Source organism: Saonia flava (assembly GCF_011927795.1).
Lineage (GTDB): Bacteria > Bacteroidota > Bacteroidia > Flavobacteriales > Flavobacteriaceae > Saonia > Saonia flava.
Genome location: NZ_JAATJJ010000001.1, coordinates 1,213,279 through 1,226,231, shown reverse-complemented (window position 1 = coordinate 1,226,231; position 12,953 = coordinate 1,213,279). Strand labels below are relative to the sequence as shown.

Annotated in this window: 10 protein-coding genes; 4 read left to right on the top strand and 6 right to left on the bottom strand. The window is 34.2% G+C overall.

The window, feature by feature from the left end:
- Positions 1-270: 270 nt before the first annotated feature.
- From GGR42_RS05345 to htpG, 4 genes are all read right to left on the bottom strand, one after another.
- On the bottom strand, positions 271-1,311 hold the full coding sequence (locus GGR42_RS05345; protein ID WP_167961585.1) for a helix-turn-helix domain-containing protein: 1,041 nt from the start codon (positions 1,309-1,311) through the stop codon (positions 271-273).
- A gap of 522 nt (positions 1,312-1,833) precedes the next feature.
- Positions 1,834-2,946 carry a helix-turn-helix domain-containing protein gene (locus GGR42_RS05340; protein ID WP_167961583.1) on the bottom strand — a complete coding sequence of 371 codons (1,113 nt, stop codon included), beginning with the start codon at positions 2,944-2,946 and terminating at the stop codon, positions 1,834-1,836.
- Between the two features lie 354 nt (positions 2,947-3,300).
- A complete protein-coding gene (locus GGR42_RS05335) occupies positions 3,301-3,657 on the bottom strand; it encodes a DoxX family protein (RefSeq protein WP_167961576.1) in 357 nt (118 codons plus the stop codon).
- A 69-nt stretch (positions 3,658-3,726) separates the two neighbouring features.
- Positions 3,727-5,619 (bottom strand): molecular chaperone HtpG, encoded by a 1,893-nt coding sequence (gene htpG, locus GGR42_RS05330; RefSeq protein WP_167961574.1) that lies wholly within the window; start codon positions 5,617-5,619, stop codon positions 3,727-3,729.
- 159 nt (positions 5,620-5,778) lie between these two features.
- Between htpG and GGR42_RS05325 the strand changes: the two genes are divergently transcribed.
- Complete coding sequence (locus GGR42_RS05325; RefSeq protein ID WP_167961572.1) at positions 5,779-6,789, top strand: 3-oxoacyl-ACP synthase III family protein; 1,011 nt, start codon at positions 5,779-5,781, stop codon at positions 6,787-6,789.
- Positions 6,790-6,795: 6 nt separating this feature from the next.
- Positions 6,796-7,524 (top strand): SDR family oxidoreductase, encoded by a 729-nt coding sequence (locus tag GGR42_RS05320; RefSeq protein WP_167961570.1) that lies wholly within the window; start codon positions 6,796-6,798, stop codon positions 7,522-7,524.
- Positions 7,525-7,649: 125 nt separating this feature from the next.
- On the opposite strand, the gene GGR42_RS05315 is transcribed toward GGR42_RS05320, so the two are convergent.
- Positions 7,650-10,103 carry an outer membrane beta-barrel family protein gene (locus GGR42_RS05315; protein ID WP_167961568.1) on the bottom strand — a complete coding sequence of 818 codons (2,454 nt, stop codon included), beginning with the start codon at positions 10,101-10,103 and terminating at the stop codon, positions 7,650-7,652.
- Positions 10,104-10,394: 291 nt separating this feature from the next.
- On the opposite strand from GGR42_RS05315, the gene GGR42_RS05310 reads away from it, so the two are divergent.
- A complete protein-coding gene (locus GGR42_RS05310; protein WP_167961566.1) occupies positions 10,395-10,754 on the top strand; it encodes a CoA-binding protein in 360 nt (119 codons plus the stop codon).
- 44 nt (positions 10,755-10,798) lie between these two features.
- Here the strand turns inward: GGR42_RS05310 and GGR42_RS05305 are convergent, their stop codons facing one another.
- Entirely contained in the window at positions 10,799-12,256 is a 1,458-nt protein-coding gene (locus tag GGR42_RS05305; RefSeq protein ID WP_167961564.1) for a sodium:solute symporter, read from the bottom strand.
- 67 nt (positions 12,257-12,323) lie between these two features.
- Between GGR42_RS05305 and recR the strand changes: the two genes are divergently transcribed.
- Positions 12,324-12,944: a recombination mediator RecR gene (gene recR, locus GGR42_RS05300; protein WP_167961562.1), complete on the top strand. Its 621-nt coding sequence runs from the start codon at positions 12,324-12,326 to the stop codon at positions 12,942-12,944.
- The last annotated feature ends 9 nt before the right edge of the window (positions 12,945-12,953 follow it).

Here is a 12,953-nt window from a genome sequence, read left to right as displayed (position 1 = left end):
CATACTATAAAGGTGAACCAGATAACTATTAAAAAAAACCATAAATACTTATTATCTCCTTTTAGCATGTTCTAAGTTCTTGAGATAAAGATTTGTGAAATTTATTTGAAAAAAAAACGAATTCTTAGTAATAACAGTATGAAATTCAGAATTTAGAACTAATTGTATGATTTTAAAGCAAGTAAGATTCTTTTTTCAGGAATCAGAACTTCACCTCGGGGTGTTTTTCAGGAATTAGAACTGGTTTTTAGAACTTAATTTTTTGTGTATTTATCCTTTTCCGGTAGGCTTACCCATATAGTTGGAAGGTGTGGTGCCGGTGTTTTTTTTAAAGGAAGAATAAAAGGCACTTTTACTATTAAAGCCAACTTCTTCGCCTATGCCCTCTATACTGTAATTTCGTAGATGAACACCATTCATTAATTCCAACGCTTTTTCAATACGAAATTTATTAATATAGGAGTTGAAATTTTGGTTGGTAACGTTATTAATGGCCGTTGAAATTCGTTTTGGATGTATTTTAAGATATTCTGCTATTTCGCTAATTGTTAAGTCCTTATTTAAATATAATTGGGAACTTTTCAAATATGTATTAAGTTCGTTAACGATATCTTTTAGACCTTGGTCAACATCATTTTTTGATAATTTATTTTTAGGCCTTGAAAAAAGTTTAGTGGAATTGACAGGATTTTCCACTGGCATTAGTGTCATTATTTGAGTCTGTCTTAAACCTTGTATGGATAGCCAGTACATAAGTAAAACAGTATAACATGAAAAAAACAATTCCATATTTACAGAGTCTTCAATAAAATTTCTTTTAATTAGAATTAGTATTGGAATGGATAGGAATATTACAAAATAGCATGCCCAATTAAGTTTTTTATGATCTGTAGAGGAATATTGATTTGTTATTTCCTTTTTATGGAGGGAAATATAATAGATGATGTATGCAGAAACTATGAGCGCATAAATTATTGATGCAAACCAAAAAGCAGGAATTACATTAGAATCTTTTAGTTGAATTTTTTTACTTACAGGAAGTAAAAAACAGAATAGTTGCAATAAAAAGGAAATAATACCTGGAATTAATAGCCAATATCCTGTTTTGTTGTTTGCAAAAATGGAAGTCCTTTGAACATATAGAAAAAACAAGGGCATTAACAACCACGAGGAATTAATTGGAATAAAAAGGAGTGCTGGATAGACTGTTGTTATACTCATAGCTTCTAAAGGGCCAACCATAAACTGCCCCCCCCATAAAACTATAAATAGGCCTAAATATGTTCTAGGCTTCTTTTTGTTTTTGTTCATGATCAGGATTGTCATTCCTATAATGATTCCTTGAACACAACCTAGGATGTCAATAAAAGATATTATGTTGTAATTGATGTCCAAAACAATTATTTGTTAAAATATATGTAATTTTTGTATAAAATTAACGCATTTGTGTTCTAAATAATAGAAAATAGTCAAAATGTGAATTGGAATGGAAATCGGATATTGTTAATGAATATCAATACTTTATGAAGCGGGCATTAGTTTTTATGCTTTCTAATGATGTATAAAATATAAATGGTTAGGATTATTGTAAGAGGAAGTATAATAATTAAATCCGCTCTAAAAAAGCTAGGGTGTTCTTTGGCCCATTTTCTTATAATAGCTTGCCATATAATAAAGGTGGACCAAATAATTACTAAAATTATTAATAAAAATTTCCTTGTCCCCTTCATAACACTAATATCTAAATACTAAAGTTGCGAAGAATTAGTTTTGGAATACTATTTTTTTGAAGTTTTAAAGTTCTGATTTCTGAATATAAAACAAATTGTTGTTCTATTGCGCTCTATTTTTGTGATAATTGGAAGGAGTTGTTCCAGTAATTTTTTTAAACGCCCCATAGAAAGCACTTTTACTTTGGAAGCCCACTTGCGAACCAACACCTTCTATTGTTAAATGGCCTACTTGGCCACTATTTAATAGCTTAATGGCCTCGTTTATTCTAAATCTATTAATATAAGAGTTAAAGTTTTCCTTGTTTATGGCATTTATAGCTGCAGAAATTGGCCTAGGGTGTAAATCTAACTCTTGAGCTACCTCTAAAATGGTAAGATCCTTATTAAGATAGGATTTTGTAGAAATAATGTGGGAATTGGTCAAATTTATGATCTCCAAGAGATTTTTACTGGATGCATTGCTTATTGATTTCTTATTAGAGTTGGATGGTCCTTCATTCTTATAGGTTTTTTCCCAGACAAGAGATTTTATAGAAGGTTGCATTACACCGTGAATAGAAATCCAATATAGTAGGAAAAGGGCATAAGATCCCAAAATTAAATGCAGGTTGTGGGAAAAATTAAAAATAAGAGAAGTAATAAGTATAAGAAGCGGTACAAGAGATAAAATGATAAATTGCCATGCCCATGCTAATCTTTTGTTCGCCAAATTAGAGTACTGGTTTTTAACTTCCTTAAAGTGTCTTCTAATATATATTAAAGTGTAGATGGCCAAAGAAAAACCATATATTAGGCCTAGCCCAGAAAAAATATTCATATATCTGGTATCTGCCAGTTTTATTTTGATGTCTATTGGCATTAAGAAAAGTATCGTTTGTGCTACAAACCAAATAATACCGGGAATCAAGAATTTATACCCATTTTCTTTAGAAGAAAAAATGGATATTCTTTGTACATAATTAAAGAACAAAGCAGCCCTTAACCATGATGAGTTTAAAGGTAAAAACAAAAGTAGGGGGTATGTGTCTGTAAAATGTAATTCTGCTAAAAGTGATTCTCCAAACTGTATTCCCAAAAATAGAATATACAGACCAAGAAATAACCTTGCCTTACTTTTTTGATTATTAGTAAACAAGAGGAAAGCCCCAATGAGCAAACCTTGGATTAAACCCAAAGCCTTTATTAGCATTGTAAAACTTAGGTCTATCGCCATATTGGTTAAATATTATTTAAAAACCCCCTATATACTTTTTTGAAAAATCAAAACTAGTTGTACTAAAATAACAGCAAGAATCGCAAGGATTAAATTCCTTACACTAAGTAAGGAAATACTTTGAAAAATTTCACCTGATATTTAATTAAGAAAGTATAAAATTTATATTGTTAATGATTTTGCTCCCTGCAATTAATAAGTCTGTAGGTCAATTTTAGTCTTTTTTTTTGAGTAAAATAGGACTTTCTTTTTTTTGACAAAGAGCGTTTACTTAATTAATAAATCACTCTATAAAGAATCACTAAATATCCTTATATTAAGATATGACTTTCTTAGTAATTAAGCAAGATTCTTCTATATTAAATATTGGTATGCCCAATACATTAGAACAAACTGAAGCGGAATTCTTAAAAATAACACCCAGTTTGGGAGTCCCAGAGAGGCTTTTTTTTCTTGTAACATATATACATGTACCAATAGAAATATCAACAACATGGTAATAATGCCATAAATTGAGAAATTTTTGGTTTTGGAATAACATAGTCCAATACCTAAAAGAAGCTCGGCAGCTCCACTAAAATAGACCAGAAGTTTATGGTGGGGTAAATATCTGGGCATAATCCTCATGTAGGCTTTGGGTTTTACAAAATGTAAAAGACCGGAACTAATATAAATTAAGACCATTAGGTAAAAGTGCCATGGATTGCTCATGATTTAAAGATAAAAACAAAAGGGCCAACAAATTAATGTTGGCCCTTTAATATTTATAGGTTACAAAACCTATTTAATCATTTCATAACTTCTGTTAATGAAGTCAGTTAGCTCCTTACCTTTAAGAAGCCCTTTGGAAAGACGAGCTAAATCAAGAGATTGATTTATTAAGCGCTCCCTTTTCTTTGCTGTCTTGGTGTTTAAAATTTCACCAACCAATTCGTGGTTAGTGTTTACAATAAGATTGTACATCTCTGGCATACCGCCCATTCCAAACATACCGCCACCGCCACCGGTTTGCTGCATTTCCTTCATTCTACGCATGAACTCGGGTTCTGTAATGATAAAAGGGGATGCAGCACTATCCATAGCCTCCATTTGTATGGTATATCCCCTATCTGTTGGAATTACCTCTTCTAAATTGGTCTTGAGCTTTTCTTTTTCCTCATCTGATAATTTGGAGATTTGGGAATCTTCTTTTTTAATAAGATTATCCAAATGGTCTGCATCTACACGGGCAAAGGAAATTTTCTCCTTAGAAGTTTCCAATTTTTGCATTAAATGCGATATAATAGGTGAATCCAGCAACAGTACTTCAAAACCTTTAGCTTTCGCAGCTTCAATATAGCTATGTTGTGCCTCTTTGTCTGAAGCATATAGAACAACCAATTTCTCATCTTTATCCGTTTGGTTATCCTTTATTTTTTCTTGAAGTTCCTCAAAAGTGAAATAGTTGCCGTCTACCGTTGGGTATAGTGCAAATTTGTCAGCTTTTTCATAGAATTTATCATCGGAAAGCATTCCGTATTCTATTACAATTTTAATATCGTTCCATTTTGCTTCAAAATCCTCACGGTTGTTTTTAAACAGGGATGATAATTTATCTGCGACCTTTCGGCTTATATAAGATGATATTTTCTTTACGGCACCATCTGCCTGTAAATAGGAACGAGAAACATTTAAAGGAATATCTGGTGAATCTATTACGCCACGCAACATAGTCAAAAACTCAGGTACTATTCCTTCAACATTATCGGTCACAAAAACCTGATTTTGATACAATTGAATTCTGTCTTTCTGAATGTTGAGGTCGTTCGTTAATTTTGGAAAATAAAGAATTCCTGTGAGGTTAAAAGGATAGTCCACATTTAGGTGAATGTTAAAAAGAGGCTCTTCAAACTGCATAGGATAGAGCTCTCTATAAAATCCTTTATAATCTTCTTCTTTAAGATCCGCTGGTTGCTTTGTCCAAGCTGGATTGGGATTGTTGATAATGTTATCCACTTCCTTAGTAGGTGCGGGCTCTTCCTCCTTTGCACCCTCAGGTTTTGGCAAAGTTTCAGTTTTGGTCCCAAACTTTATAGGAATGGGCATAAACTTGTTATACTTGCTTAATAAGCCACTTATTCTGGTTTCTTCTAGAAACTCCATGGAATCTTCGGCTATATGAAGAATAATTTCTGTTCCTCTATCTTTTTTATCAGACTTTTTTAAAGTGAAATTGGGTGAACCATCGCACGTCCAATGTGCTGCTGGTTCATCCTTATAACTTTTGGTAATTATCTCAACTTTTTCAGCCACCATAAACGCAGAATAAAAACCAAGACCAAAATGACCAATAATGCCAGAATCTTTAGCACCATCGTCATATTTGTTTAAAAACTCTTCGGCTCCAGAAAAAGCCAATTCATTAATATATTTTTTTACTTCATCAGCTGTCATTCCAATTCCTTGGTCAATAACATGTAATTTTTTGCCCTCTTTGTCTATTTTAACCTCCAGCCTAGGGTTTCCATATTCAACTTTTGCTTCGCCAATAGATGTTAGGTGCTTTAATTTTAAGGTAGCATCTGTCCCATTGGAAATTAGTTCTCTAAGGAAAATCTCATGATCACTGTAAAGGAATTTTTTTATTAAGGGAAATATGTTCTCAACGGAAACATTAATTTTACCTGTAGCCATACTTCATTAAATTTTTGTGTTAATGTTTATTCTTAGTCAAAAAAAATACCATACTGCATGGTAATGACAAACTGACACTTTTTATGTTTTTTGTATCTTAGAATATAATTCTTCTTATATTTCGCATTCAAACGTTTCAAAAAATAATAAAATCATAAAATGTACAATTCAAAAATTACTGGACTGGGTTATTACGTGCCAGAAAATGTGGTGACCAATGATGATTTATCCAAGATGATGGATACAAATGATGCATGGATACAAGAACGGACAGGCATTAAAGAACGAAGACATGTGCTAAAAGGAGGTGAGGACACTACCACATCTATGGGTGTAAAAGCAGCAAAGATTGCTATAGAACGTGCTGGGATTGACAAAAACGATATTGATTTTATTGTATTTGCTACACTTAGTCCGGACTATTACTTTCCTGGGCCAGGAGTTTTGGTACAAAGAGATTTAGGGATTAAAACAGTTGGTGCCTTGGATGTTAGGAACCAATGTTCCGGATTTGTATACGGCATTTCTGTAGCAGATCAATACATAAAAACAGGTATGTATAAAAACATCTTGGTTATTGGCTCGGAATTGCATTCCCATGGTATGGATATGACCACTCGCGGTAGAGGGGTCTCCGTAATTTTTGGCGATGGCGCAGGTGCGGCTGTTTTGAGTAGGGAAGAGGATACAACCAAAGGTATTTTGACTACACATTTACATTCTGAAGGGCAGCATGCTGAGGAACTTTCATTGATTGCTCCAGGAATGGGAAAACGCTGGGTCACGGATATTTTGGAAGATAACGATCCAAATGATGAATCTTATTACCCACATATGAACGGCCAATTTGTCTTTAAAAATGCGGTAGTGCGTTTTAGCGAGGTGATTATGGAAGGTTTACAGGCCAATAAATTGGCGGTAAGCGATATTAATATGTTGATACCCCACCAAGCCAATTTGAGAATCTCCCAATTTATACAGAAGAAATTTGGGTTACAAGATGATCAGGTTTTTAATAATATCATGAAATATGGGAACACCACTGCGGCCTCCATACCTATTGCTTTGACCGAAGCTTGGGAGCAGGGAAAGATAAAAAAAGGTGACTTAGTGGTTTTAGCAGCTTTTGGTAGTGGTTTTACCTGGGGCAGTGCCATTATTAGGTGGTAAGAGGGTATGATTTCGCTAAATGATAAAACAGCACTTGTGACCGGTGCAAATAGGGGAATAGGCAAGGAAATTGTGAATTCTTTTCTTGCTCATGGAGCGAAAAAAGTTTACCTAGCTGTAAGAAACTTAGAATCTACAATAGAGTTGGAGCAGAAGTATGGAAATAAAGTTGTCTCCGTTTATTTAGATTTATCTATTCCAGAAACGGTCGCGGAGTTGGCAAAAGAGGTGCAAGATGTTGATGTAGTAGTTAACAATGCAGGCGTATTAACTTTAACAAGCCCCCTAGATGCTAATGTGGAAACAGTTTTTAAAAAAGAACTCGAGGTGAATGTTTTTGGACTCTTGCGAATGGCAAGAGCTTTTACTCCTGCTTTAGAAAGAAATGGAGGAGGAGTATTTGTTCAAATAAATTCTATTGCTTCTATTATTGGAGGGAAAACTTTTGGTACGTATTCTGCATCAAAAGCGGCAAGCTATTCTTTCACTCAAAGTTTAAAAGAATGTATGAAACCCAAGAATATTCGGGTTATTAGTGTACACCCTGGTCCAATAGATACAGATATGGGAGCCGAGGCAGGAATGAAGGATATTGCTGAGCCGGCAACAGTAGTTTCTGAAGGTATTATAAAGGCATTAGAGAATGGAAGCTTTCATGTTTTTCCTGATAAAATGGCCAAAGAATTTGGGAAAGACTATATGCCATATGCAGAAAAGTATATTGAAATAAATTAGTTGCGCTTGTATTGGCCAATTTTTGCAAAACCAAAAACCCGGGACATTTGTCCCGGGTTTTTTTATTGATACAATACTATCTAGTTATAACCAACCAATTCCTAGATATATTATATCAAAAAAAACTATATGATTCCGCCACCGCCTTGTTTGGTATTACTATCCCTTCTTTTTCTTTGTGCAGCTCTATTCTTGCCACTACCAAACCTGTAAGATGTGCCAATATATATATTTCTGCTCTCCCAATTAAACTGCCCTTTTTGTGCATAAGGTCTTTTTGCATCAAAGGCAAAACGCATAGTGTTAAAGATGTCGTTCATGTTTATGCTAACAGTTCCTTTTCCTTCGGCAAAAGTATATCTAACACCCATATTTACAAAGTACATAGGTTCTATCTCAAATTGTAGGGTTTGGTTGGCACCTCTATAAAAACCAAAGAGCTGTAGGTTTAATTTTTTAGTTACCGTAAAACTGTTGTTCATTCTAAAGTTCCAAGAAACATTGTCAACTTCTGTTTCTTCAATAACAATATCATCTTCTGTTGCCGTATTGTTATCCGCTGTAAGCAAGCTTTCTGTAATCCCTCGTTGGGTTTGTGAAAACAAATCAAAACTTCCGTTTATATTCCACCATTTTGTAGGTCTGTAAGTAGTGGAAACCTCTAAGCCGTAGGCAGATGTATTGTCGAAATTATCAAAGGTTAAAATGGTTTTGTTAAAATCCAGACGATCAATATAAACCGCTCTGTTGATTTCATCGGTAATACTTCTATAAAAGACACCTGAAGTAACACTCCCTTTTTCAAATCTTCTGGTGTAGTTGGCCTCGAAGGAATTGGTAAACTGAGGCACCAGTGTTTCATTCCCAAAAGATGAAATTAAAGGTGTGGACCATTGTCTAATAGGGTTTACTTGTTGTAACCCCGGTCTGTCCACTCTTTTACTATAACTCAATTGAAATTGGTTTTCATCACTTGCAGCATATGTTAAAAATGCCGATGGGTACACTTGCGTATATTTGTCTGTAAAGGACCGCACTTGGTTGGTGTCTGCCTTAACTTCTACATTTTCTACCCTTATACCTGCCTGATACGATAATTTGCCCCTAGTTTGACCAAAGGTGGCGTAAGCCGAGTAAATATCCATGGCATAAACAAAATCTGTATCCGGTGTAGGTCTTAAAATTCCATTAGCGTTAAATGACAACCCTGTGGAGGCATAGTCCACATCGGTCTTAAAAACGCGGGCTTCAACTCCCAATTCCAATTTGGAAATAGAATCTATCGGGTTTACATAATCCAAATTAGCAATGGTCTGTGTTCTATCTGTATTTACAAAATCTTGATAATCTGGAAAGCGCGCCGCACCAGTAGAGCTAAAATGGGCATCCTCATCGCTGTCAAAATGATTATAATCTACTTCCAATTCAATGTTATGCCCTTCTTTTTTAAAGTCGTGCTTGTAATCAAAATTGTATTGTTCACTTAAGTTATCGTTTGTATTGTTAAAAAGCTGAGCAGTATTTCTGGCAGGGTCATTATAATAAACAACATCTGTATCTCCACTTCCTTTGCCATCATACATATTCTGATTAGTGAAAAAGGAAACAGTATTATTGTCATCTAAATAAAAATCAAAACCTACTTTATATAAATGGGATTTGTTGTTGTTGAAGAAATCAAATAACTGCTCAGAATTTTCATCCAGCCTTTTTATATAGCCAAAGTTGCTTTGCTTGCCTATGTTATTGCCATAATTACCATACAGATTAAATTTCCCGTTTCTATAATTTAAGTCAATGGAACTATTGAACCGAGCATTTTTTCCTTTGCTTAAACCTGTATTTATATTGCCGTTAAAGCCAATATTTGCATTTTTATGAAGTACAATGTTGATGATTCCACTCATACCTTCTGGATTATATTTGGCAGAAGGATTGGTTATTAATTCTATTGATTTTATGGATGTGGAAGGAATTTGTTTTAGTAATTGAGCTACAGGAACATTGGATAGTTTTCCATCTACCATAACCCTGACATTGGAATTACCTCTTAGCGTTAAATCTCCTGTTTGGGAGTCCACATTTACAGATGGAATATTGTTCATGATATCCGAGGCAGTAGCTCCAGCGGTGGTAAGGTCCTTACCTACATTGATTACCTTTCTGTCTATTTTTTGCTCAATGGTGGTACGTTCTGCAACAACTTCAACTCCTGTTAGTTCTTGGGTTTCTTCCTCTAAAATAATAGTTCCCAAATCCAATTTTTTATTGCTTTTGGTTATTGTAATGGGTTGGGAATGTGTTTTGTATCCAATAAATTGAACTTCCATAAGTAATTTTCCTTCGGGTAGGTCCTTAACCTCAAAAGAACCGTCATCTGTTGTTATGCCACCTGTAATAGTTGCAGAACCATCCTCAGATTTAATAACAATTGCGGCATAGGCTACGGGTTGTTGTTCAAGATTGTCTATTACCTTACCCACAATGGTTCCTATCTTTAAATCGGTTGGGTCTGTAAAGGGATTTGCTGTAATTGCACCATAGAAAAATAGTGCAAAAAGTAGAGTTACTTTTTTCATTCTGTTCGTTTTTGATTGAATTAATTGATGTTGAGAATAAGACGATGGGAAACCTGATATGTTACAACTATTTTTCTTTTTAACAAATAGTGAAAGGAATTCGTCTTTTAGTGAACTAATAGAAAAAATAAAACCCGAAGCAAAGCTCCGGGTTTCTATCATTGACATGCTATACTAAACACTAACCATTAACTATAAAAAAAATATAACAGTACCAATGACTTAACTTTTATTACTATGAATAGACGATTTTTTTTAATATTCGTTACAGTCATTAACATACTTTAACATATGAAAAAAACCTTAGTTTTTGGAGCCTCTTTAAAACCAAATCGTTATAGCAATCTTGCTATAAAACGACTCGTGGACAACAATGTTAGCACAGAGGCTTTTGGTGAGAAAGAAGGGGAAGCTTTCGGAGTACAAATTAAGACTAATTTACAAGAATTTCAAAACATTCATACCATAACTTTGTATATGAATCCAAAAACTCAAAAAGACTTTTATAAAACTATTGTTGAGCTTGCTCCAAAAAGGGTGATTTTTAACCCAGGTACTGAAAACATTGACTTTTACAAGGTGTTAAGAAATAATAATATTGAAGTTTTAGAGGCATGCACATTGGTTTTGTTAGCCACAAATCAATACTAAAATTTGAGAAGACATAAACATCCTTAATTACCAAAGGAAAAGGACTACTTTTTGCGTATTAAAAACATTCCAAAAAATGTTAACAGTCCATTTATTGGAAGCAATTCGTACCCAACAATGTACCCCCCCAAATAGTCAGCTGGAATTTTTGCTATGGTGTAAATTATGGCAACAGAAACCAGGGCAACTATCCACGTATATTTGTCATGGATTTTATACTTGGTTAATATGCCAAATGCAAAAAGACCTAAAAGGGGTCCATAGGTATATGTTGCCACTGTTAATAAGCCATCAATTACATTTCTATCCAATACATGTTTAAAAATAATAATGACTATGATCAAAAGCACGCTCATGGCTATATGTGTACTTTTTCTTAGTTTTTTTCTTTTTGCCTCTTCTTTCTTTTCAATTTCTAAAAAGTCTACACAAAAGGAGGTGGTAAGCGATGTCAATGCGCTATCTGCACTACTGTATGCTGCTGCTATAAGCCCTAACATAAATGTAATGGCAACTGTCATTCCCAAATCACTGTTCAATGCTATTTCTGGAAAAAGAAGGTCAGATTTTGGAGTGCCATCCATTAAAGGGGTTGCGATTTGAAATCTTTCGGCATAAATAAACAATAGGGCTCCAAGCAGTAAAAAGACAAAGTTCACTATAATAAGAACCAAGCTAAAAGAAACCATATTCTTTTGGGCATCTTTTAAGTTTTTACATGTTAGGTTTTTTTGCATCATATCTTGATCCAGCCCCGTCATGCAAATGGTAATGAATATTCCTCCTATAAAGGATTTAAGAAAATGGTTTTTGACAAAGAAATCATCTGTAAATAATATTTTGCTGTATTGCTTTAGTTCACTTGATGCTAAAAACTCTGTAAAGCTCCATTCCAGTTTTTGATTAATGAAATAAATGGACAGTCCAACGGCAATTAGCATAAACAAGGTCTGTAGCGTATCTGTCCAAACGATGGTTTTTATTCCTCCTTTAAAAGTGTAGATCCAAATCAATAAGATGGAAAGCGCCACAGTGACCTCAAAAGGAACGTTCCATGCATCAAAAACAAACTGTTGTAATACAATGGCAACAAGGAAAAGGCGAAAAGAGGCACCCAAAACTCTGGAAATAAAGAAAAAGAATGCGCCTGTCTTATAACTTACCGTGCCAAAGCGTTGTTCCAAATATTCATAAATGGAGGTGACATTTAATTTATAATAAATAGGTAAAAGAATATAGGCTATTATAAAATAGCCAAAGAGATAGCCAAAAACGACCTGCATATAACTAAATTGGGAGCTTTGCACCCATCCAGGAACAGAAATAAAGGTAACACCGGACAAAGAGGCGCCAATCATCCCAAAAGCAACTAAATACCAAGGAGATTGCTTGCCCGCTTTAAAAAAATCAAGGTTGGAATCGTTTTTTCCAGTGAAATAGGAAATCAGTAAAAGCAAAAGAAAATAGCCGCCTATCAATAACAGAATGTGCGATGCAGTCATAAAAATAAATTTCAGATGCAAAGTACAAAAACTTAAAACATAAATCTAAAATTGTAATTTTGCATTTATGGAATTTTCATCCAAATTATTAGAAAATGCAGTTTATGAAATGTCACAGTTGCCAGGTATTGGGAAAAGAACGGCTTTGCGATTGGTATTGCATTTATTGAAACAGCCAAAAGAACAGAGTGTAAGGCTGTCCAATGCCATACAGGTATTGAGGAGCGATATTAAATTCTGTACAAGCTGTCACAATATTTCCGATGTTGCTTTGTGTGAAATTTGCGGCAATAATAAAAGGGATAAGAGTTTGGTCTGTGTGGTAGAGGATATTAGGGATGTAATGGCCATTGAAAATACGGGTCAATATAGAGGACTTTACCATGTCCTTGGAGGGAAGATTTCACCAATGGAAGGAATTGGTCCGCAAGATTTGACCATTGGTTCTTTGGTGGAAAAGGCCAAAAATGGAGAAATAAAAGAACTGATTTTTGCTTTGAGTTCCACCATGGAAGGGGATACCACAAATTTTTATATTTATAAACAATTGGAAGGAATGAATATTAAGACCTCTACCATTGCAAGGGGAATTGCAGTGGGGGATGAATTGGAATATGCAGATGAAATTACATTGGGAAGAAGTATTATGAACAGGATTCCGTTTGAAAATTCCATAAAAGCATTGTAGATTAATAAG

What these genes read in the sequence shown, in the direction of transcription:
- GGR42_RS05310 (WP_167961566.1), top strand. Translation starts at nt 10,395, where the DNA reads ATGAAAAAAACCTTAGTTTTTGGAGCCTCTTTAAAACCAAATCGTTAT.
- GGR42_RS05325 (WP_167961572.1), top strand. Translation starts at nt 5,779, where the DNA reads ATGTACAATTCAAAAATTACTGGACTGGGTTATTACGTGCCAGAAAAT.
- GGR42_RS05315 (WP_167961568.1), bottom strand. Translation starts at nt 10,103, where the DNA reads ATGAAAAAAGTAACTCTACTTTTTGCACTATTTTTCTATGGTGCAATT.
- GGR42_RS05320 (WP_167961570.1), top strand. Translation starts at nt 6,796, where the DNA reads ATGATTTCGCTAAATGATAAAACAGCACTTGTGACCGGTGCAAATAGG.
- GGR42_RS05345 (WP_167961585.1), bottom strand. Translation starts at nt 1,311, where the DNA reads ATGAACAAAAACAAAAAGAAGCCTAGAACATATTTAGGCCTATTTATA.
- recR (WP_167961562.1), top strand. Translation starts at nt 12,324, where the DNA reads ATGGAATTTTCATCCAAATTATTAGAAAATGCAGTTTATGAAATGTCA.
- GGR42_RS05305 (WP_167961564.1), bottom strand. Translation starts at nt 12,256, where the DNA reads ATGACTGCATCGCACATTCTGTTATTGATAGGCGGCTATTTTCTTTTG.
- htpG (WP_167961574.1), bottom strand. Translation starts at nt 5,619, where the DNA reads ATGGCTACAGGTAAAATTAATGTTTCCGTTGAGAACATATTTCCCTTA.
- GGR42_RS05335 (WP_167961576.1), bottom strand. Translation starts at nt 3,657, where the DNA reads ATGAGCAATCCATGGCACTTTTACCTAATGGTCTTAATTTATATTAGT.
- GGR42_RS05340 (WP_167961583.1), bottom strand. Translation starts at nt 2,946, where the DNA reads ATGGCGATAGACCTAAGTTTTACAATGCTAATAAAGGCTTTGGGTTTA.